Here is an 18,788-nt window from a genome sequence, read left to right on the forward strand (position 1 = left end):
GCTCCGGCGCTGCTTCCCGAGGGGGGACGACCCCCCACACCCCCCGGGCCGGCTTCAGAGACTGGCGCGGAGTCCATCGAGCACCTCCTGCAGGAGCCGGGTCCGGGACGTCTGGGCGGCCGGGGCCGGCGCCCGCGTGCTGAGGTGCCCGGCGTCCACCAGGTCCGACAGCAGCACCTTCGTCACCCCGACGGGCAGCGACAGGTGGCCGGCGATCTCCACGACCGACAGCGCGCCGCCGCGGCACAGCTCCAGGATCCGCACCTTCTCCGGGGACAGGCCGCCGCGCGGCAGGTCGTCGCCGATCGAGAACACCAGGGTGACCAGGTCGAAGACGTTGCGGGACGGGTGGGCCCGGCCGCCGGTGACCACGTGCGGGCGGACCAGCGCCCGCTGGTTGCGGCGGCTCATGCGGGGCTGCCCGCGCCCGGCCGCGGCGGGCTGCTCAGCTCCTTGCCGAGCCGCTGCACCAGCTCCTGGAGCCGGAACGACACCGTCTCCATGTCCACGCGCTGCGTCGCCGACACCGCCAGGTACGCGCCCGGCCCCGCCGCGACGAGGAACACGTACCCGTCGTCGAACTCGCTGACGGTCTGCCGCCACGTCGTGCCGGCGTCGCCGCAGAACTCGGCGGTGCTGCGGGCCAGCGACTGCAGCCCCGACATGCCCGCCGCCTGGCGTTCGGCGTCGTCGCGGCCGATCCGCTCCGAATGGGCCATCAGCAGCCCGTCGGCCGACAGCAGGATCGCGTACCGCGTCTCGGGCATCCGCAGGGCGTCGTCGAGCATCCACCCGAGCCGGTTCGTGCCGTCGTCCATCGCGCCGTTCCACCCCTCGTTCATGGCCGCAGATCCTTTCCTTCCACGCCCGGCGGCGGCGCCGGAGTGCCGCCGGGCGGCGTGCCCGCGCGGCCGGACCGGGTGCCGCGCTGCCAGGCGCCGAGCCCGGCCGCGGTCTCGCGCGGCGGCCGCACCGGGTCCCGCCAGGCGGCCGGCTCGTCCGCGGGGTCCGCGCCGGTGTCCGGGCCGTCCGGTTCGGGGGCGCGGTCGGCGACCGCGACGCGGCTGCGCCGGGGCAGCCCGTTCTCGGTGGACGGCGCGCCCGCCGCCACCGCGGCCGGCCGGCCGGGCCGGTCCGCGCCGGACGCGGCGGGCCGCGTCCGCGGGTCCTCGGGCAGGTCGGTGAGCAGCGCGTTCGGCACGAACACGATGGCGCGCACGCCGCCGTAGGGGGAGCGGGAGTCGACCGACACCGTGAACCCGTACCGGGCGGCGAGCACGCCGGCGACCGCGAACCCGACCCGCGGCGGGTCGCCGAGCCGGTGCACGTCCACCGACGCCTCGCCGGACAGCAGCTCGGCGGCGCGCTGGAGCTCCTCGGCGTCCATCGCGACGCCCGCGTCGTCGATGGTGATGGCGACGCCGTTGTGCGTGGTGCGGAAGTTGACCTCGACGGCGGTGTCGGGCCGGGAGTGCCGCGCGGCGTTGTCCAGCAGCTCGGCGAGGGTGAGCACGACCGGCTCGACGGCGCGGGCGGTGACCGCCACGTTCACCGGGCCCTCGAGGTTGACCCGCAGGTAGTCGCGGATGCGGGAGGTCGCGCCGCGCACCACGTCGGTCATCGAGGACGCCGAGCGCTGCTGGCCCGGCCAGGACCCGCACAGCACGGCGGTGGCCTGCGCGCGCCGGCCGAGCTGGGCGTTCATGTGGTCGATGCGCAGCAGGCCGTCCAGGACGTCGGGGTCGTCGTGCCGCTCCTGCATCGTGGAGATGGCGAGCTGCTGCTCGTTGGCCAGGCTCTGCACGGCGCGCATCATCGCCCGCAGCGTCGACTTGGCGGACTGGTCGGCCCGCGCCCGGACGCGTTCGGCGGACCCGGCGAACAGGTCCATCACGGTCTGCAGGGACTGCCCGTAGGCGGGCGCCTTGCGGGCCAGGTCGTGCAGCGGGCCGGCGACGCGCATGCCCGGGTTGTGGAGCGAGTCCATCAGCTCGGGCAGCCGGACGCCGGCCAGGTGCCGCAGCTCCTTGTCGCGCAGCTCGACGCCGGCCGCGAGGACGGCGTTCTGGTCGCGGAGCTCGGCGGTCAGCCTCCGCTGGCGTACCAGCAGGACCGCGGCGGCGAGGCCGGCGCAGGCCACGACGGCGAGCGCCGTCGCCAACAGGGTTTGCTCCATCGGATCCTCGTGCACAAGGTTCGGGCGAGGCGGGCCGGCCGGGGGCCGCCTCGTGGCCGGTGGGGTGGGTGTCGGACGGCGTCGGCCGCAGGTGGTACGCCGCGGTTTGGTGACCGTAGGCCGGGGCGGCGCGGGGGCGCTTGTGCTCGCGCGCAGAGAACTTGCCGCCGGGCGCATGCCACGGTCACCGGCAGTCCGATACGCGTTACTTTCCGGCGTGTTCTCCTGATTTGGCGCCGCTGCTCGTACTACTCTCACCTGCGGCGGGATGCGTGATCACCTGTGCGCACGGTGCCCGGTTCCGGACGCCGGCACGGGCGCCGCCCGCCCCTGATGCAGGGACGGCACGGCGGAGGGGCCAGCGTGGACGACGGCGCCTACCAGCTCGCCCTGCGCCGCTCGGACCAGCTCGGCTGCGTCCGCACCGCCGGCCAGGTCCGCCGCGAGCGCGCCGACGGCTACCGCTTCCTGCTGCCGCTCGACGGCGAGCTGACCCTGGCGCAGGACGGCCGGGAGGCGCGGCTGCGCCCCGGCACCGGCGGCCTGGTCACGCTGGCCGCGCCGTTCCGGGTCGGCGTCGTCCCGAGGCCCGCCGCCCTCCGGGGCGTCCGCCCGAGCGGCGCGGGCGGGCCCGCGCGGGCGTTCGTCATGACGATCCCGGCGCGCGAGATGGACCGCCGGCTGCGCCGCCCGTCGCCCGTCGCCACCGGCCTCGACCTGTCCGCGGGCCTCGGCCGGGTCGTCGCCGACATGGTGCGCGCCGTAGGCGAGGAACGCCGCGCGCTCAGCGCGCCCCAGTTCGATGCGGCCTGCGACCGGATCACCGAGCTGCTGTGCGTGATCGTCGCCGGCCGGCAGCGGCCCCCCGCCGCGCCCGGCCACCTCGCCGAGGTCGAGGCGGTGGTGCGCCGCTACGTCCGCGAGCACGCCACCGACCCCGGGCTGACCGGCGCGGCGATGGCGCAGGACCTCGGCTGGTCGCTGCGCCAGGTGCAGCTCGCCCTGCAGCACGCCGGGACGACGCCGCGCGAGCTGATCCGCGAGGAGCGGCTCCGGCTCGTCCGCGACCGGCTGCGCAACCCGCAGGACCGCGACGTCACCATCACCGACCTCGCGCACGCCACCGGGTTCTCCTCGGCGAGCGCGCTCAGTACCGCGTTCCGGCGCCGGTACGGGGTGAGCCCCCGCGAGCTGCGGCACGCCGCGCACTGAGCCCCGCGAGCCGGGCGCGCCCGCATTGGCACGCATTTCCATTCACCGGCGCTCCGCCCCGGGGTTACCATTCGGCTGACTTCGTCGGACGGGGCAGACGCGGGTAGGAGCGTGCGCTCGTGGATCTCGGCCCCCACCACCTCCGGATGATCGAGGCCATCGCGGCGACCGGCAGCATCAGCAAGGCCGCCGCGCGGCTCGGGCTCACCCAGCCGGCCGTCAGCACGATGCTGCGCCGCCTGGAGGGGCACCTCGGCGTGCAGCTGTTCGTCCGCTCCCCGGAGGGGGTGCTGCCGACGCCGGTCGGCGCGGAGGTCGCGACGCGGGCGCGCGCGGCGCTGGCCTGCATCGACGACCTGAACGCGGCGCTGGCGCACCGCCGCGGCCCGGCGTCGGCGCCGTCGCTGCGGGTCGGGGTGCAGGCGTGCCCGGCGCTGACCCGGCTGAGCGACCACCTCGGCGAGCTGTCGGCGTCCGCGCGGCTGCACCTGCGCGTCGACCAGGGCGGCGGCCGGATCCCCGCGCTGCTGGCGTCCGGCGCGCTCGACATCGGCCTGTTCCAGGAGCCGGTCGGGCACGGCCGGCCCGCCGGGGACGGGCTGCGCCGGCTGGTCCTGGTCGAGCGGGAGCCGGCGCTGGTCGGGATGTCGGCGGCGAGCCCGCTGGCCGCCGGCCGGACCGTCGCGCTGGCCGACCTCGCCGACCAGGACTGGCTCGACGACCCGCTGGACGACGGCCCGTGGCCGGCGTACTTCCGCGCCGCCTGCGCCGGCGCCGGGTTCCAGCCGCGGGTGCGGTACTGGGCGACCGACTGGCAGATCTCCTCGTCGCTGATCCGGTCGGGCCGGGCGATCGGCATCTACCAGCCGACCGCCGGGCCCCGCGAGGGCGTCGCGTTCCGGCGGATCACCGGCGACCCGCTCGCCCAGCGGGTCGTGCTCGTGTGGCGGCCGGAGGCCGAGGAGGCCGCCGCGCGGCTGCGCGGCGTCTTCAACGACGTGTACGTGGAGCTCGTCCGAGCGCAGCGTGTCTACGGCGAATGGTGGGACGAGCACCCCGAAGCCCACCCCGCCCTCCCCGCCTCCTTTCGTTGACTTGCGGCGAGTCGTCGTTATGACGGGCCGGATGACGACGACTCGCCGCAAGTGAACGAACGTTCATGGGGCGGCCCGCGGGCCGGCGGGCGGCGGGCCCGCGGGACGCCCCCGAAGCGCGGGTTCCAGGAGGGGGAGCGGGAACCCGCGTGCGGCGGCTACCTCGGGAAGCGCCTGCGGCGGACCGCGACGGTGCCGGCCGCCGCGGCCAGCACGCCGCCGGCGCCGAGCGCCGACAGGAGCGGCGCCGCGCTCCCGCCGTCGCCGTTCCCGACGCCCGTGCGGGGCGTGTAGCCGCCGAGCCTCCCCGACCGCTGGTAGGGCGAGCCGGGGAGCTTGTCGGCGTACCGGGTGCGGACCAGCGTCCGGTACGCCGCCACCGGCACGCCGCGTCGTCCGACCGACGTCGTGGCGGTGGGGTTCAGGCCGGTGACCCGGCCGTCCTCGAGCCGGTACCAGCCGTTGATCTGCGGCTCGGTGAACACCGTGCCGCCACCGGCCTGCGCCGGGTAGGCGGCCTCGTCGGTGCCGGAGATCACGTTCATGATCGTCCAGCCCGTGCCCTGCCGGGTCAGCCACATCGTGGCGTGCTGCCCGGTGGCGGAGTGCGCGCCGACCGCGAGGTAGGCGAACGTCGCGACGGGCGCGTCCTGCCGGCCCTTCACGAAGGCGGGGTTCAGCGTGTAGACGGGCCGGACCGCGCTGTCGAGCGCCGGCGCCTTGGCCGCCTTGGCGGCCTTGCTGACGCTCTGGCTCGTCAGCTTGCCGCTCTGGTGCTGGTCGAGGTGGACGAAGAAGGTCGCCAGCCGTTCCTTGGCGGCGGGCGCGGCCGCGACCTTGGCGGCCGCGGCGGTGTCGGCGGGGGACGGGGTGTAGACCGGGGACGGGCCGGGGCCCGCGGCCAGCGCCGTTCCGGCGCCCGCGAGCATCGTCACGCCGATGCCGGCCGTCACCGCGCTTGCGGCGAGCTTCGCTGAGGTGCGCATGTCAACCACCGATCCCCGACAGGGCCTGGCCCCACTGGAACTGGTAATTGCTGACGTAGCTGCTGTACGCCATTTCCGAGTACCGGGGGCTGGACGGCCACGGATCGCCGTAGGAGATCGTCCGGCTGCCGGGGTCGTAGCCGTAGATGACCTGGGAGTGCCCGCCGCCGGCCGACCAGTAGATGCCGGTCTGGATGGGACGCTGCCCGTCGATCTCCCCTTCCACGCCCTGGAAGGAGAGAGGCCCGCTGACATAGCCGGGATCGAGGCCGAGCGCCTGGAACGCGCGCTGGTCCCATTCCAGTTGCCCGGCCTGGTTGGGGCAGTAGCTTCCGCGCGGGTAGCCCATCGCCAGATTGCAGAAGTCGTTCTGGCTGACGTTGCCGACGCCGAAGTACTTGGCGATGGTGAGGCCGCTGGCGGCCCAGCACCACTGGTTCTGCTGCTGCACCTGCTGGGTGATGGGGAGTTCGCCGGCCGCGGCGACTCCGGTGGTGGCCGCGGCGGTGAGGGTGCCCGCCGCGGCGGCGGCCCCGCACGCGAGCCGCCATCGTGCCCGGGCGGGCCGGGTACGCGTTCTCATTCGCTTCCGCCTTGTCTCCCGGCGTGCCGAAGAGCGCCTCGCGCACGGGGAGCTGTGCAATTCCCTTCCGGTGCCGGGGTGGATTATCCGGATGGGGACTGCCGTGCGCGAGGCCGAAGGAACGCCATTACAGTCTCATTCGCGGCGGAAACCGGGGAAATGCCAGCAGGTCATAACGCCGGGATATGGCCTTCCCGCGGCGCGGAATGCGGCGGGTCAGGCGGGGGCGGCGGGCAGGGCCACGGTGACGTGGAGGCCGCCGTCGGCCCGGGGCCGGGCGGTGACGTCGCCGTCGTGGGCCCGCACGATCGACTGCACGATGGACAGGCCGAGGCCCACGCCCTTGGCCGTGACCACCCGGTCGCCGTCGAGCCGGCGGAACGGCTCGAACAGCCCCGGCACCTCGTAGGACGGGACGGGCGGCCCCGAGTTGGCGACCTCCAGGACGGCCCGGCCGTTCCGGAGGGCGGAGGTGACGCGCACCCAGCCGCCCTCGCCCGCGTTGTGCCGGATGCCGTTCTCGACCAGGTTCTCCACGACCCGTTCGAGGAGCAGCGCGTCCCCGGTGGTCATCGCCTCGCCCGGCTCGGTCTTGACGGCGATCCCGGCCCGCTCGGCCTCCGGCGCGGTCCGCGCGGCGACGTGCCCGACCACGTCCGCCAGGTCGACCGGGGCGCGGCGGGTGATCTCGCTCTCCGAGCGGGCGAGCAGCAGCAGCCCGCCGATCAGCCGCTCGTGCCGGGAGGTGATCTGCAGCAGGTCCTCGCCGAGGCGCAGCACGTCCGGGGACGCGGCCTTGCGGTGCATCGCGACCTCGACCAGCGCGCGGCCCAGCGTCAGCGGGGTGCGCAGCTCGTGCGAGGCGTTCGCCACGAAGCGGCGCTGCCCGTCGAAGGACCGGTCGAGCCGCTCCACCATCGTGTCGAAGGTGTCGGCCAGCTCCTTGACCTCGTCGTGCGGCCCGCGCAGCGCGATCCGCTCGTGCAGCACGCGGTCGGCGGCGGGAGCGGCGGCGATCCGGCGCGCCGTCTCGGTCACCCGGTGCAGCGGGGTCAGGACGCGGCCGGCGATCAGCCAGCCGAACGCCATCGCGGCCCCGCCGACGACCAGCAGCGCGAGAGAGCCCTGCGTGACCAGCGACTGCGTCGCGGCGGCGCGCAGCTCGTCGTGCTGCTTGCGCGCCTGCGCCTCCAGCGAGGCCGGCGACATCGACTTGTCGGCGTCCGACCGGGGGGCCGGCTCCCGCTCCACGATGGTCCGGCCGTCGCCGGTGGCCCCCTTGTCCTGCGTGACGCGGGCGAGGACCTTCGTTCCGGCCCGGTCGACCTGCTGGGTGAACAGCGCGTAGGTGACGCCGAGAAGGACCAGGCCGGCGGCGAAGAACAGGCCGCCGTAGGTCAGCGTGAGGCGGACGCGCAGCGAGATCCGGCGCGGCCGGCCGATCGCGGGGAACTTCATGGGATCCGGTACCCCGCTCCCTTGACGGTCTCGATGACGGGCGGCTCGGCGAGCTTGCGGCGCAGCTTCAGCACGGTCAGCCGGACGGCGCCGGTGAACGGGTCGGCGTGCTCGTCCCACGCCTTCTCCAGCAGCTGCTCGGCGGACACGACCGCGCCGTCCGCGCGCAGCAGCTCGGTCAGCACGGCGAACTCCTTGCGCGCCAGCGGGACGTACCGGCCGTCGCGGAACACCTCGCGGCGCGCCGGGTCCAGCGTGATGCCCGCGCGGCTCAGCACGGGCGGCGCGGCGGGCCGCGACCGGCGGCCGAGCGCGAGGACGCGGGCGGCCAGCTCGGGGAACGCGAACGGCTTGGTGAGGTAGTCGTCGGCGCCGATGCCGAGCCCGGTGACCCGGTCGGTGACCTCGGCGGCGGCCGTCAGCATCAGCACCCGCGCCCCGGCGCCCGCCGCGACCAGCTCCCGGCAGACGTCGTCGCCGTGCACGACGGGCAGGTTCCGGTCCAGCACGACGACGTCGTAGTCGTTGACGCCCGCGCGTTCGAGGGCGGACGCCCCGTCGTGCGCGAGGTCGACGGCGTGCGCCTCGTCCCGGAGCCACTCCGCGATCGCGTCGGCGAGCAGCCGCTCGTCCTCCACCACCAGCACCCGCATGCCGTTCCCTTCGCCCGTCCTGACCCCGCCGATCGTGCCCGGCGGCGTGTTTCCTCCCCGTAAGGGCGCGCTGCCGGGCCGGTCCGGGTCCCGGCGGAAACGGTGGGGAAACGCGCCGCCGCGTTGCATCACCTCTCGTCCGGCCGGAACGCGTCCGGCCACCGAACGAGGAGACGACACATGCGACTGCGGACCCTGCGGACCAGCGGAGCGGTGGCGGCGCTGCCGCTGGTGCTGGCGCTCGCGCTGACCGGCTGCGGCTCGAAGGACGACGGCGACGGCGGCGTGGCGTCGGCCAACGGCGACAAGCAGGTCGCCCAATCCAAGGCCCCCGGCGGGAAGGACACGGGCCTGAAGTACGCCCAGTGCATGCGCGAGCACGGCGTCCCGATGGACGACCCGAAGGACGGCCGCTTCACGATGAAGCTCGACGGCAAGACGCCGAAGGAGACCGTCGACAAGGCGCAGGAGGCCTGCCGGCAGTACAACCCGATGGAGAACGGCGCCGCGCGGAACGACCCGAAGATGCAGGCGAAGATCCAGGAATTCGCCGAGTGCATGCGCAAGAACGGCGTCGAGGACTTCCCCGACCCGAAGCCGGGGCAGCAGGGGATCATCATGGACAAGAAGCTCAGCGAGGACCCTGACTTCAACAACGCCCAGGCGAAGTGCAAGGACATCATGGGCGGCGGTCCGAAGTGACCGCGGTGCGGGAACGGACGCCTGCGGGAGAGGAGAAGCGCCGATCGAGGCGCCGCCGGCCGGGGCGGCGGGCGGTCGTCGCCGCCCTGGCCGCCGTGGCGGTGGCGGGCGGCGCGGCGGCCGTCGCGCTCAACACCGGCGGCGGCTCCGGCAAGGGCCGGGCGTCGGCGCTTCCGCCCAACACCACGCAGGTCACGCAGCAGACGCTCAAGGACGAGCAGACCGAGGACGGCCAGCTCGGCTACGGCCCGTCCCTCACCGCGACGAGCCGCCTGCAAGGCACGCTGACCAAGGTCCCCGAAAGCGGCGACGTCATCAAGCGGGGCAAGGAATTGTACGAGGTGGACGGCGATCCGGTGGTCCTGATGTACGGCTCGAAACCGGCGTACCGTCCGCTGACGATCGGCACCGAAGGGTCGGACGTCGAACGGTTCGAAAAGAATCTGAGCGCGCTCGGTTATGACGGGTTCACCGTCGACGACGAATACACCTCCGACACCGCCGAGGCCGTCAAGGAATGGCAGGACGACCTCGGCCTGGACGAGACCGGAACGGTGGAGCTCGGCCGGGTGGTGTTCGCGCCGGAGGCCGTCCGGGTCGACGGCGTGCAGGCGAACGCCGGCGAGCCGGTCCGCCCCGGGAGCAAGATCCTCACCTACACCGGCACCGACAAGGCCGTCACGGTCGAGCTGGAGACGACCGACCAGCGCATGGCCCGCAAGGGCGCCGAGGTCGAGGTCACGCTCCCCGACGAGACGACCGTCACCGGCAAGATCGACGAGGTCTCCACGGTGATCCAGCCGGCCGAGGGGCAGGGCGAGGACCCGACGACCAAGGTCGAGGTCACGATCTGGCTGCGGTCGTCGAAGGCCCGCAAGGCCGCCGCGAGGTACGCGCTGGCCGCCGTCGACGTCACGTTCACCGCGGGCTCCCGCAAGAACGTGCTGACGGTGCCGGTCACCGCGCTGGTCGCGCTCTCCGAGGGCGGCTTCGGCGTGGAGGTCGTGAAGGGCTCGACGTCGGCGTACGTCCCGGTGAAGACCGGGCTGTTCGCGGACGGGCGCGTCGAGGTGTCCGGCCAGGGCGTGGCCGAGGGCACCGTCGTGGGGATCCCGAAATGATCGACCTGCGGGAGGTGACCAAGGAGTATCCGGGCGGGGTGCGGGCGCTCGGCGGGGTGTCGCTGCACGTCGAGGCCGGCGAGCTGGTCGCGATCGTCGGGCCGTCGGGGTCCGGGAAGTCGACGATGCTGAACGTCCTCGGCACCCTGGACCGCCCGACGTCGGGGACCGTGCGCATCGACGGCCACGACGTCGGCCGGCTGTCGGACGCCGCGCTGTCGGCGCTGCGGGCGAACCGGATCGGGTTCGTGTTCCAGCAGTTCCACCTCGCCTCGGGCACCCGCGCGCTGGACAACGTGGCCGACGGCCTCCTGTACTCGGGGCTGCGGCCGGCGGTGCGGCGGCGCCGCGCGGCGGACGCGCTGGAGCGCGTCGGGCTGGCGCACCGGCTGGACCACGAGCCGCACGAGCTGTCGGGCGGCGAGCGGCAGCGCGTCGCGATCGCCCGGGCCGTCGCCGGCGAGCCCGCGCTGCTGCTGGCCGACGAGCCGACGGGCGCGCTGGACTCGGCGTCCGGCGACGGGGTGATGGCGCTGCTGCGCGAGCTGCACGCCTCCGGCACCACCGTGGTGATCATCACGCACGACCGGGAGATCGCGGCGGGGCTGCCGCGCCGGGTCCGGATGCGCGACGGCCTGGTGGTCGAGGACTCGGCGCTGCCGTCGCTGGAGAAGGCGGAGGCCGGGCGGTGACCGCCGCGACGCTGCGCCCGGCCCGGATGGGGCCCGGGGACGTGGTGAAGGTCGGCGCGGTGGGGCTGCGGACCCGGCCGATGCGGGCGTTCCTGTCCGCGCTCGGCATCGCGATCGGGATCGCCGCGATGGTCGCGGTGGTCGGCGTGTCGTCGTCCTCGCGCGCCGACCTCGACCGCACCCTCGCCTCGCTCGGCACGAACCTGCTGACCGTCACCCCCGGCAACACGCTGACCGGCGGGCAGGCCCAGCTCCCGCTGGAGGCCGAGCGGATGGTCGGGGGCATCGGGCCGGTCGACCAGGTGTCGGCGATCGGGCTGCTGGACGACGCGAAGGTCTACCGGAACGGGAAGATCCCGAAGGAGCAGACCAGCGGGATCGCGGCCTACGCCGCCCGCACCGACCTGCGCGCCGCGACGGGCGCGCGGCTGCGCAGCGGCGTCTGGCTGACCGCGGCGACGCAGGACTTCCCCGCGGTGGTGCTCGGCTCGTCCGCGGCCGACCGGCTCGGCATCGGGCACGCCGGGCCGGACGTCCAGGTGCTGGTCGGCGGCAAGTGGTTCACGGTGGTCGGGATCCTGGAGCCGGCGCCGCTCGCGCCCGAGCTGGACGCGGCCGCGCTGGTCGGCTGGCCGGCGGCGCAGGAGCGGCTCGGCTTCGACGGCCACGCCACGACGATCTACACCCGGTCGCGGGACGCGAGCGTCGAGCAGGTCCGCCAGGTCCTCGGCCCGACGGCGAACCCGCAGGCGCCGAACGAGGTGCAGGTGTCGCGGCCGTCGGACGCGCTGGCCGCCAAGAAGGCGGCGGGGGAGGCCTTCACCGGGCTGCTGCTCGGCGTCGGCGCGGTCGCGCTGCTGGTCGGCGGGGTGGGGGTGGCCAACACCATGGTCATCTCGGTGCTGGAGCGGCGCGCGGAGATCGGGCTGCGGCGCTCGCTCGGCGCGACGCGCGGCCAGGTCCGCACCCAGTTCCTCGCCGAGTCGCTGCTGCTGTCGGCGCTCGGCGGGCTCGGCGGGGCCGCGATCGGGGCGCTGGTCACCGGCGGCTACGCGGTGTACCAGGGGTGGCCGGTCGTGATCCCGGCCTGGGCGGTGCTCGGCGGGATCGCCGCGACGCTGGTCATCGGCGCGGTGGCGGGCCTGTACCCGGCGATCCGGGCGTCCCGCCTGTCGCCGACCGAGGCGCTGGCCGCCCACTGACCGCCGATTGACATAGTGATCACTATCTGAATATCGTCCGCTATGTGGATAGTGAAGACGATGGGAAGCCGCGCCGGCTGACCCGCGCCGAGGCCAAGGCGCGCACGCGGCGGCGGCTGCTGGACGCGGCGGCGCACGTGTTCGCCCGCAAGGGCTACGCCGGGGCGTCGGTCGAGGAGATCGCCGAGGCGGCGGGATTCTCGATCGGCGCCCTGTACTCCAACTTCGGCGGCAAGGAGGAGCTGTTCCTGGAGCTGCTGGCCGGCGGCACCCGGGCGCGGGTCGAGCGCGGCGGCCGGCTCGTCGCCGCCGTGGAGGCCGGAACGGAGGACCCGGTGTCGGCGCTCGGCCGGTTCCTCATGGAGTCCGCCGACAAGGACGACGACCTGCCCCTCCTGCAGGCGGAACTGTGGCTCTACGCCATGCGCAACCCGCGGATGAAGGACGCGCTGGCCGCCGCGCAGCGCGAACCGCTCGCCGCGCTCGAAGAGGTCATGGAGGCGGTCCTGGCGCGGGTCGGGGCCTCCGGCGCGGTCCCCGCGTCCACCGTCGCCACGGTCGCGAGCGCGATGTTCCAGGGCCTCGTGCGGCAGCGCCGCCTCGACCCGTCCAGCGTGCCGGACGACCTGCTCCGCCAGGCGATGCGGTGGCTGTTCGTCGGCATCGCCAACACCCCCGACCCGTCCGGCCCGTCCGAGGAGGAGCCGTCATGACCCGTACCGTCGCCGACCGAGGAGCAGCCGTGACCCGAGTCGACCTCCCCGCGCCCCGCCGGCACGCGACCGGACCGGCCGTGCCCGCGCGGGCGTACCGGGTCGCCGGCCTGGTCATGGGCGGCGTGTGGGCCTGGAACGCCGGCCAGCCGGTGTGGGAGCACGCCCTGAAGCTCGGGCTGCTGCTGTTCGTCGGCGCGCCCCTGCTGCATCTCGCGCAGAAGCGGCGCGCGGCGCGGCACCCGGCCGCCGCGCCGCGGGTGTCGATCGTCCGCGTGGCCGCCGCCAAGGGCGTGCTCCTCGCCGCCGCGCTCCTGGCCTCCTACCTGCTGCGCTCGACGCCGCACGGCGACCTGTACGTGGCGGCCGGCCTGGCCGTCGCCATCGCGGGCATCGGACCGCTGCTGCACCGCCGCTTCGTCGCCGCCTGACTACCCCTCCAGCAGGTCCTGGAGTTCGCGGACGGCCTCGCGCAGCCGCCCGGCGAAGTCGTGCATCGCGGCCGCCACCGGCTCCGGAGTGCTCAGGTAGACGTTGAACCGGTCCGGGAGCAGGACGTAGGCGACGCCGATGCACTGCTCGCTCGTCGACCCGAAACCGAAGTAGCGGATGTTCACCGACGGCGCCGAACTGGTGCTCAGGTAGTCGTCGCGCATCGTCACCCAGCCCGGCGTGTCGTACAGCCCGAGGTGCTCGGTGACGCCGAGCTCCGCGCCGCGCCGCTTCTGGATCAGCTGGAGCTCCCACAGGTGCTGCTCGGGCGCGTGCCCGGTCTGGCACTCCTTGGCGCGCCGGACGTGCGCCTCGGCGGCGGCGCGAAACGCGGCGCGGCGGGTGTCGGCGCCGGCGTCCGGGTCGTCCATCGCCTCGACGAACCGCAGCACCTCCGGGGTGACGACCCGCATCGCCTCGGTGCGGCCGTTCTGGTACTGCCGGGTCGCGATCGACTCGTAGGTGGCGCCGGTGATCCCCTTCGCCCGCCGGTGCGCGAGCTGGTAGGCCATCTGCACGAACGCGTCGGGGGAGGTCTTCAGCCGCTTGGCCCGCTCGGAGCCGAAGTCGTCGAACGACACGCAGGTCGTTGCGGTCGCGGCGGCGTAGGCGGCGAACGCGTCGGCCGCGCCCCGGATGTCGGCGCGCAGCGCGTCGTCCAGCGCGAACTCGATCGCCTCGATCGCCGGCAGGCCCTGCGACCGGGCGCCGGCCCGCTGCGCGTGCGCCTCCCCGGACGCGCCGAGCAGCGCGTCGACGAAGCCGAGGATCGTGGTGCCGTCGAGGCCGCAGTGCTCGACGTTGATCCCGGCCGACCCGTCCGCGAAGACGACCAGCGAGACGGCCTTGTCGAACCAGCGGTTGCCGCTGTCGCCGTGCAGCAGGGCGTCGCACGCCTCCAGGTCGCTCCCGGGCGCGAGGTCCTCCAGGCAGAGGCAGAACAGCGCGGTCTCGATGTCGTCGAGCGCGCGGGCGTTGGCGGGGCCGGCGGCGATCAGCGCCTCCCGGCTCGCCGCCCACTCGGCGCGCGCCCTGGTGGTCAGGTGCCCGGCGGACGGCTCCGGCGCGGGCTCCGCCTTCATGATCGTGCCGAGGCCGGCGGCCAGCTCGTCCAGCGCGTGCGGCACGCCGTCCGGGCCGATCACGTCCATCCGGATGATGTTGCCGCGGTAGAGCACCGCGATGTGCTTGGCCTGCGATGGCCCCGGCCACTCGGGGGTGTAGGGGGCGCGGACGGTGTCCTGCTCGGCGCCGGGGATGCGCGTAGTGGAGAACAGGAACTTGTTCTGCTCCATCGACTGCGGGACGCCGCGCTGCAGGATCGGCGGGATCTCTTCGGCGTCGAGCCGCAGCTTGTAGTCCAGCGCCCCGGCGATCAGCCCCGCCGCGCGCTCCAGCTGCCGCTCCCCGGTGTCCTGGAACAGGAAGAAGAAGTTCGCGTTCAACGCGATCCGGTCGCGCCGCCCGAGGTAGCGGTACGGCCAGAAGGTGTCCAGCCAGCTGCGCACGCCGGGCTCGGCGTCGTAGCGTTCGAGGGCGGCGTGCAGCTTGCGGCCCGGGCCGTCCGGGCGGGCGAACGCCTCCACCTCGGCGCGCGTGGCGGCCAGCTCGGCATCGGTGAGCAGCGGCGCGCACCACTCCAGGAACCGCTTGCAGGTCTCGTCGAGCGTCGGCAGCGGCACCCGGGGCAGGGCGTCCTCGTTGCCGAAGGTGCGGGTCGAGGGTTCAGGGCTGGCGTTCAATGCGTTCCTCGTTCTCGATGCCTGTGTTCGCTGGGAAACCTTGGTCCGCTGGGAAGCCTGTGTTCGCTGGGTGGTCCGCGCGCTCACTCGCCGCGCGGGCGCGACAGGTACAGGCCCGCGTAGAGCCACCCGCCGGTCTCGACGCCGCTCGGGTCGACGCCGGCGTCCGCCAGCGTGTCCAGCACCAGCGCCTGCTCCTCGGCCGTCGCGAACCGCCGCTGCCGGAACAGCCCGTCGTGGCGGACGGTCGCGTACCCCGCCGCCGCGAGGGTGTCGGCGATCGGGTCGAACGGGAACATGCGCAGGACGAAGTGCGCCATCCAGGGCCTGCGTCCGCCGGCCGCCTCGACGACGCGCGCGATCGTGCGCTCGGTGACGTAGCCGAGGCAGCCGGTCGAGACGACCAGGTCGGCCCCGGCGAGCTGCGCGGCCTGCTCGGGCGTCGGGTCGCCGTCCTCCAGGTCGGCGTGCACGGCGCCGTCCAGGAAACCGGCGTCGAGCGCATAGGAGAGCGCGTTCTCCGACGCGTCGAGACCGATGAAACGGACGCGATTCGCACGTTCACCGGAATGGACCAACTCACGGTCGCGGGACAGGAGTGCGGCGCGGGAGAGCCGTCCGGCGTCGCGGCCGCCATAGCGATCGTACAGCTCGGCCATGGTGACGCCGTATTTCAGGAGTGCGGCGTTGATGCCGTAGGAGCAGCCGATGTCCACAACGGTCGGGACCGGCACCTGCCGCGCGTCCCGGTATTCGGCGATGAGCCGGGAGAAGTGCGGCTTGGCCAGCTCCGGGATGTTGTAGTCGAGTTCCCGCAGGGTGCTGAAGTAGGCGCGCGGGTCGGGCTCGGTGTAGATGTGGTCGAGCGAGATCTTTCCTGTGGTGTCGACGCGCACGTCGCGGTCCTTCCTGCAGAGCCGGTCGGTCGGGGCCGGTCGGTCGGGCCGGTCGGTCGGGCCGGTCAGTCGAGCAGCGCGTCGACCCGGACGGCGCGTCCCTCCGCCGCCAGGTGCTCGGGCAGCACCCGGCCGAACAGCTGGCGGGTGCGCGCGACGCTGCCGATCACCCCGGGCCGCTCGCTGTAGGCGAGGATCGCGGTGTGCCGCGCGGTGCCGCCGCGCACCTCGCCGACCCGGTGCAGCGAGTACCGCCCCCGGAAGAGCTGGAGGTCGCCGGGGCGCAGGTCCAGGCGCCGCACCAGGTGCCCGGCGCGCCCGGTGAGGACGTCGCGGACGTCGGCGAGGTTCTCGTCCTCGGCGGACCTGATGTTGGGGCAGTACTCGAAGGCGCCGCCGTCCAGCGCCCGCTGGGTGAGCAGGCTGACGGTGAACTCGTTGGTGTCGAAGTGCCAGGGGTGGCCCATGCCGGGGCTGACCACGTTGAGGCACAGGCCCGACAGCGGGTCGGCCAGCTCGTGCACCCGGGGCAGGCCGAAGCAGGCGGCGACGAACCGCTGGAAAAGCGGGTCGGAATAGAGCCGGTGGATGATGTGGCCGGACGGGATCAGGTCGCGCGCCACGAACGCGTTCCCGCGCTCGACCGTGATACGGCCGGGATGGTCCTCGGGCAGCGGCGTGCCGATGTCGATGTTGTAGGCGTTGACCGTTTCGACGTCGTAATGGGCCTTCGGCGCGATCGCCGCGCATTCCGTGCGCAGCCTCTCCCGCAATGGGCCGCGGACGAAGTCAGGCAGCACGCAGCACCCGGAATTCGCCAGCTCGCCCCGGACCCGGGAAACGACGGAGGTCCAGCCCGGCCCGCCCGGTTCGCCGAGCGGATAGAGATCGGTGTCGACCGCTTCCATGCCCGCGGCCGTGCCGCCGGCCCGACCCTCCGCAGCGCCCATGAAGATCCTTCCGCGTGGCCAACCCCATCCGGGTTTTAGCACATTCCCGGTGCGCATTCATGGCCGTGCTTTTTCCGGACGCTTTGTCGGGAATTGACAAGCCCGTTCGGTGACCTGTGGCTTCGAACGGTCCACCGCCCGCCCCCGCCCACTGTCCGGTGTGGCCTATATCACCCCCGTCCGCGGCCGGTTCCGAACCTTCGCCCCCGTGACGGCGTCAACGACGGTTGGCACACTGATCGGCACACGGCCGGGGAGGACGCATGGCGGACTGGCGGCTCGCGGGGTTCGTCGAGGACCGCGAGCTCGGGCGCGGCGCGCAGGGACGGGTCGTCCTGGCCCGGCACGCCGATTCGGGCGCGCACGTCGCGATCAAGTACCTGACCGGCGGCGACCCGGCGGCGGTCGCCGGGCTGCGCGCCGAGGCGCAGATGCTCGGGCGGCTGACCAGCCCGTACGTCGCGCGGCTGTACCGCTTCGTGGAGAGCGCGCAGGGCTCGGCGATCGTGATGGAGGCGGTCAACGGGGCCTCGCTCAAGGCGGTGCTGGCCGAGCACGGCCGGCTGGAGCCGGAGGCGGCGCTGCTGGTGCTGAAGGGGTCGCTGCTCGGCCTCGCCGCCGCGCACGCGGTCGGCGTCGTGCACCGCGACTACAAGCCCGCGAACGTCGTCGTCCGGCCGGACGGGCTGAGCAAGCTCGTCGACTTCGGCGTCGCCGTGCTGGCCGGGGAGGGCTCGGCCGCCGGGACGCCCGCCTACATGGCGCCGGAGCAGTGGCGCGGCGAGCCCGCCACCCCCGCGACCGACGTGTACGCCGCGACCTGCGTGTTCGTGGAGTGCGTGACCGGGCGGCGGCCGTTCTCGGCTGAGGACCGGGTCGCGCTGATGAACCGGCACCTGACCGCCGAGGCCGACGTCGCGGACGTCCCGGACGCGCTGCGCCCGCTCGTGGTGAAGGGGCTGGCGAAGCGGGCGGGGGACCGGCCGCCGGGCGCCGCCGCGTTCGTCGGGGAGCTGGAGTCGGCGGCGGTCGCCGCGTACGGGCCGGACTGGGAGCAGCGGGGCGTCCGGGCGCTCGCCGCCGCCGCGGTGGCGCTGGCGGCGCTCTTCCCGCTCGCCGCGCTCGCGCTCGCCCCGGGCGCCGCAGGTGCCGCCGGTGCCGCGGGCGGCGCCGGAGCGGCGGGAGGCGCCGGTGCCGCCGGTGCCGCGGGGGCGGGCGGGGGCGCGTCCGCCGGAGCGGGCGCCACCGGCTCGGCCGTGAGCCAGGGCTTCCTCGCCACCGCCGCGGGCAAGGGCGCGCTGGCGGCGGCCGGCGCCGTCGTGGTCGCCGCCGCGGCCGGAGGCGCCGTGTACGCGACGAAGGACTCGACCAAGCACACCCAGCGGCCCCCGCAGGACCATCCCGCCCTGACCCTCGCCGCCCAGACCGAGACGATCCCCGGCACGTCCGTCAAGGTGAGCGGCGCGAAGTACGCGACCGTCACCGGGCTGCACGACGCGGCCCTGCAGCGGCGCATCAACGCCGAACTGCGCGCCCCGCTCGACGAGCTGATCGCGCTGGCGAAGGAGAGCCGCAAGGAGGTCCAGTGCGGCGGCACCCCGACCACCGTGAGCTTGCAGACGCGCCTGGGGCTCCAGGGGCCGCGCCTGGTGTCGGTCCGGTACTTCCAGCTCTCCGACTGGTGCCAGAAGGCCGACGGGGCGCCCGGCGGCGAGGTCGTCACCATCGACCTGCGCACCGGCCGCCGCGTCACCGCGTCCGACGTTTTCCGTCCCGGGACGCTGACCGCCGCCGGGGTGCGCACGCTGAAGTCCCGGCTCGTCCAGCGGGACGGGCGCCCGTGGGACACCGACTGCTCCGGGGGCAAGGGCTGGAAGCCCGCCGACTTCCAGGCCGCCCCGCCCGAGGGCCTGTACAAGGGCGCCGCGCACACCCCGCCGCACCTGAGCGCATTCCTCACCCCGTCGGACTTCCAGCTCGCCTATTTCGCCTCCGGCAGCGACGGCTGCGGCAACCTCGACTTCGGCGCCCCCTACGCCAAGGTCCGCGACCTGCTGAAACCCGAGTTCGCCGCGCTGCTGCCCAAGTGAGGCCGGAGACGGCGGGTAGGGGAGGG

Annotated in this window: 19 protein-coding genes; 9 read left to right on the forward strand and 10 right to left on the reverse strand. The window is 74.5% G+C overall.

The genetic code is table 11. The annotated features are described in order from the left end of the window. Positions 1–54: 54 nt before the first annotated feature. The 3 genes from QP089_RS35885 to QP089_RS35895 are packed head-to-tail and all read right to left on the reverse strand — an operon-like array spanning position 55 to position 2,176. Complete coding sequence (locus tag QP089_RS35885; RefSeq protein WP_285917929.1) at positions 55–411, reverse strand: DUF742 domain-containing protein; 357 nt, start codon at positions 409–411, stop codon at positions 55–57. Then, a complete protein-coding gene (locus tag QP089_RS35890; RefSeq protein ID WP_285917931.1) occupies positions 408–842 on the reverse strand; it encodes a roadblock/LC7 domain-containing protein in 435 nt (144 codons plus the stop codon). Before QP089_RS35890 ends, QP089_RS35885 begins: the two co-directional genes overlap by 4 nt. Continuing rightward, on the reverse strand, positions 839–2,176 hold the full coding sequence (locus QP089_RS35895) for an ATP-binding protein (protein ID WP_285917932.1): 1,338 nt from the start codon (positions 2,174–2,176) through the stop codon (positions 839–841). The genes QP089_RS35890 and QP089_RS35895 overlap by 4 nt, the downstream gene beginning before the upstream one ends. Positions 2,177–2,539: 363 nt before the next feature. Between QP089_RS35895 and QP089_RS35900 the strand changes: the two genes are divergently transcribed. Together QP089_RS35900 and QP089_RS35905 are read left to right on the forward strand one after the other, a co-directional pair. Further along, positions 2,540–3,388: a helix-turn-helix domain-containing protein gene (locus QP089_RS35900; RefSeq protein ID WP_285917933.1), complete on the forward strand. Its 849-nt coding sequence runs from the start codon at positions 2,540–2,542 to the stop codon at positions 3,386–3,388. Between the two features lie 119 nt (positions 3,389–3,507). Beyond that, positions 3,508–4,482 carry a LysR family transcriptional regulator gene (locus QP089_RS35905; RefSeq protein WP_285917934.1) on the forward strand — a complete coding sequence of 325 codons (975 nt, stop codon included), beginning with the start codon at positions 3,508–3,510 and terminating at the stop codon, positions 4,480–4,482. 158 nt (positions 4,483–4,640) lie between these two features. On the opposite strand, the gene QP089_RS35910 is transcribed toward QP089_RS35905, so the two are convergent. The 4 genes from QP089_RS35910 to QP089_RS35925 all read right to left on the reverse strand — a co-directional run bounded on the left by QP089_RS35910 (position 4,641) and on the right by QP089_RS35925 (position 8,162). Next, a complete protein-coding gene (locus QP089_RS35910) occupies positions 4,641–5,468 on the reverse strand; it encodes a hypothetical protein (RefSeq protein ID WP_285917936.1) in 828 nt (275 codons plus the stop codon). 1 nt (position 5,469) lies between these two features. After that, the gene (locus QP089_RS35915) at positions 5,470–6,051 is read right to left on the reverse strand and encodes a papain-like cysteine protease family protein (protein WP_285917938.1); all 582 of its coding nucleotides are present in this window, start codon (positions 6,049–6,051) and stop codon (positions 5,470–5,472) included. 216 nt (positions 6,052–6,267) lie between these two features. Beyond that, the gene (locus tag QP089_RS35920; protein WP_285917939.1) at positions 6,268–7,509 is read right to left on the reverse strand and encodes a sensor histidine kinase; all 1,242 of its coding nucleotides are present in this window, start codon (positions 7,507–7,509) and stop codon (positions 6,268–6,270) included. Then, complete coding sequence (locus tag QP089_RS35925; protein ID WP_285917941.1) at positions 7,506–8,162, reverse strand: response regulator transcription factor; 657 nt, start codon at positions 8,160–8,162, stop codon at positions 7,506–7,508. The genes QP089_RS35920 and QP089_RS35925 overlap by 4 nt, the downstream gene beginning before the upstream one ends. A 180-nt stretch (positions 8,163–8,342) precedes the next feature. Here QP089_RS35925 and QP089_RS35930 point away from each other — a divergent pair, with 180 nt between their 5' ends. Genes QP089_RS35930 through QP089_RS35955 form a run of 6 tightly spaced genes read left to right on the forward strand, consistent with a single transcriptional unit; the run spans position 8,343 to position 13,023 of the window. Continuing rightward, positions 8,343–8,864: a hypothetical protein gene (locus tag QP089_RS35930; protein WP_285917943.1), complete on the forward strand. Its 522-nt coding sequence runs from the start codon at positions 8,343–8,345 to the stop codon at positions 8,862–8,864. A 5-nt stretch (positions 8,865–8,869) separates the two neighbouring features. Beyond that, positions 8,870–9,985, forward strand: a complete 1,116-nt coding sequence (locus QP089_RS35935) for a peptidoglycan-binding protein (RefSeq protein WP_285917945.1) — start codon at positions 8,870–8,872, stop codon at positions 9,983–9,985. After that, complete coding sequence (locus tag QP089_RS35940; protein WP_285917947.1) at positions 9,982–10,677, forward strand: ABC transporter ATP-binding protein; 696 nt, start codon at positions 9,982–9,984, stop codon at positions 10,675–10,677. The genes QP089_RS35935 and QP089_RS35940 overlap by 4 nt, the downstream gene beginning before the upstream one ends. A 26-nt stretch (positions 10,678–10,703) precedes the next feature. Continuing rightward, a complete protein-coding gene (locus QP089_RS35945) occupies positions 10,704–11,879 on the forward strand; it encodes an ABC transporter permease (RefSeq protein ID WP_285918229.1) in 1,176 nt (391 codons plus the stop codon). Between the two features lie 44 nt (positions 11,880–11,923). Next, entirely contained in the window at positions 11,924–12,592 is a 669-nt protein-coding gene (locus QP089_RS35950; protein ID WP_285917949.1) for a TetR/AcrR family transcriptional regulator, read from the forward strand. A 29-nt stretch (positions 12,593–12,621) separates the two neighbouring features. Then, entirely contained in the window at positions 12,622–13,023 is a 402-nt protein-coding gene (locus tag QP089_RS35955) for a hypothetical protein (protein WP_285917951.1), read from the forward strand. On the opposite strand, the gene QP089_RS35960 is transcribed toward QP089_RS35955, so the two are convergent. The 3 genes from QP089_RS35960 to QP089_RS35970 all read right to left on the reverse strand — a co-directional run bounded on the left by QP089_RS35960 (position 13,024) and on the right by QP089_RS35970 (position 16,672). After that, on the reverse strand, positions 13,024–14,826 hold the full coding sequence (locus QP089_RS35960; protein WP_285917952.1) for a choline/carnitine O-acyltransferase: 1,803 nt from the start codon (positions 14,824–14,826) through the stop codon (positions 13,024–13,026). Positions 14,827–14,909: 83 nt separating this feature from the next. Then, the gene (locus tag QP089_RS35965; RefSeq protein WP_285917954.1) at positions 14,910–15,722 is read right to left on the reverse strand and encodes a class I SAM-dependent methyltransferase; all 813 of its coding nucleotides are present in this window, start codon (positions 15,720–15,722) and stop codon (positions 14,910–14,912) included. 65 nt (positions 15,723–15,787) lie between these two features. Next, positions 15,788–16,672 carry a HalD/BesD family halogenase gene (locus QP089_RS35970; protein ID WP_285917956.1) on the reverse strand — a complete coding sequence of 295 codons (885 nt, stop codon included), beginning with the start codon at positions 16,670–16,672 and terminating at the stop codon, positions 15,788–15,790. 263 nt (positions 16,673–16,935) lie between these two features. Here QP089_RS35970 and QP089_RS35975 point away from each other — a divergent pair, with 263 nt between their 5' ends. Beyond that, positions 16,936–18,762 (forward strand): serine/threonine-protein kinase, encoded by a 1,827-nt coding sequence (locus QP089_RS35975; RefSeq protein WP_285917957.1) that lies wholly within the window; start codon positions 16,936–16,938, stop codon positions 18,760–18,762. Positions 18,763–18,788: the final 26 nt, after the last annotated feature.

Source organism: Actinomadura opuntiae, assembly GCF_030283205.1.
Classification (GTDB): domain Bacteria; phylum Actinomycetota; class Actinomycetes; order Streptosporangiales; family Streptosporangiaceae; genus Spirillospora.

Excerpts from the sequence above, each read along its gene's own strand:
- QP089_RS35885 (WP_285917929.1), bottom strand. The coding sequence starts at position 411 with ATGAGCCGCCGCAACCAGCGGGCGCTGGTCCGCCCGCACGTGGTCACC.
- QP089_RS35890 (WP_285917931.1), bottom strand. The coding sequence starts at position 842 with ATGAACGAGGGGTGGAACGGCGCGATGGACGACGGCACGAACCGGCTC.
- QP089_RS35895 (WP_285917932.1), bottom strand. The coding sequence starts at position 2,176 with ATGGAGCAAACCCTGTTGGCGACGGCGCTCGCCGTCGTGGCCTGCGCC.
- QP089_RS35910 (WP_285917936.1), bottom strand. The coding sequence starts at position 5,468 with ATGCGCACCTCAGCGAAGCTCGCCGCAAGCGCGGTGACGGCCGGCATC.
- QP089_RS35915 (WP_285917938.1), bottom strand. The coding sequence starts at position 6,051 with ATGAGAACGCGTACCCGGCCCGCCCGGGCACGATGGCGGCTCGCGTGC.
- QP089_RS35920 (WP_285917939.1), bottom strand. The coding sequence starts at position 7,509 with ATGAAGTTCCCCGCGATCGGCCGGCCGCGCCGGATCTCGCTGCGCGTC.
- QP089_RS35925 (WP_285917941.1), bottom strand. The coding sequence starts at position 8,162 with ATGCGGGTGCTGGTGGTGGAGGACGAGCGGCTGCTCGCCGACGCGATC.
- QP089_RS35930 (WP_285917943.1), top strand. The coding sequence starts at position 8,343 with ATGCGACTGCGGACCCTGCGGACCAGCGGAGCGGTGGCGGCGCTGCCG.
- QP089_RS35940 (WP_285917947.1), top strand. The coding sequence starts at position 9,982 with ATGATCGACCTGCGGGAGGTGACCAAGGAGTATCCGGGCGGGGTGCGG.
- QP089_RS35945 (WP_285918229.1), top strand. The coding sequence starts at position 10,704 with ATGGGGCCCGGGGACGTGGTGAAGGTCGGCGCGGTGGGGCTGCGGACC.
- QP089_RS35970 (WP_285917956.1), bottom strand. The coding sequence starts at position 16,672 with ATGGGCGCTGCGGAGGGTCGGGCCGGCGGCACGGCCGCGGGCATGGAA.
- QP089_RS35975 (WP_285917957.1), top strand. The coding sequence starts at position 16,936 with ATGGCGGACTGGCGGCTCGCGGGGTTCGTCGAGGACCGCGAGCTCGGG.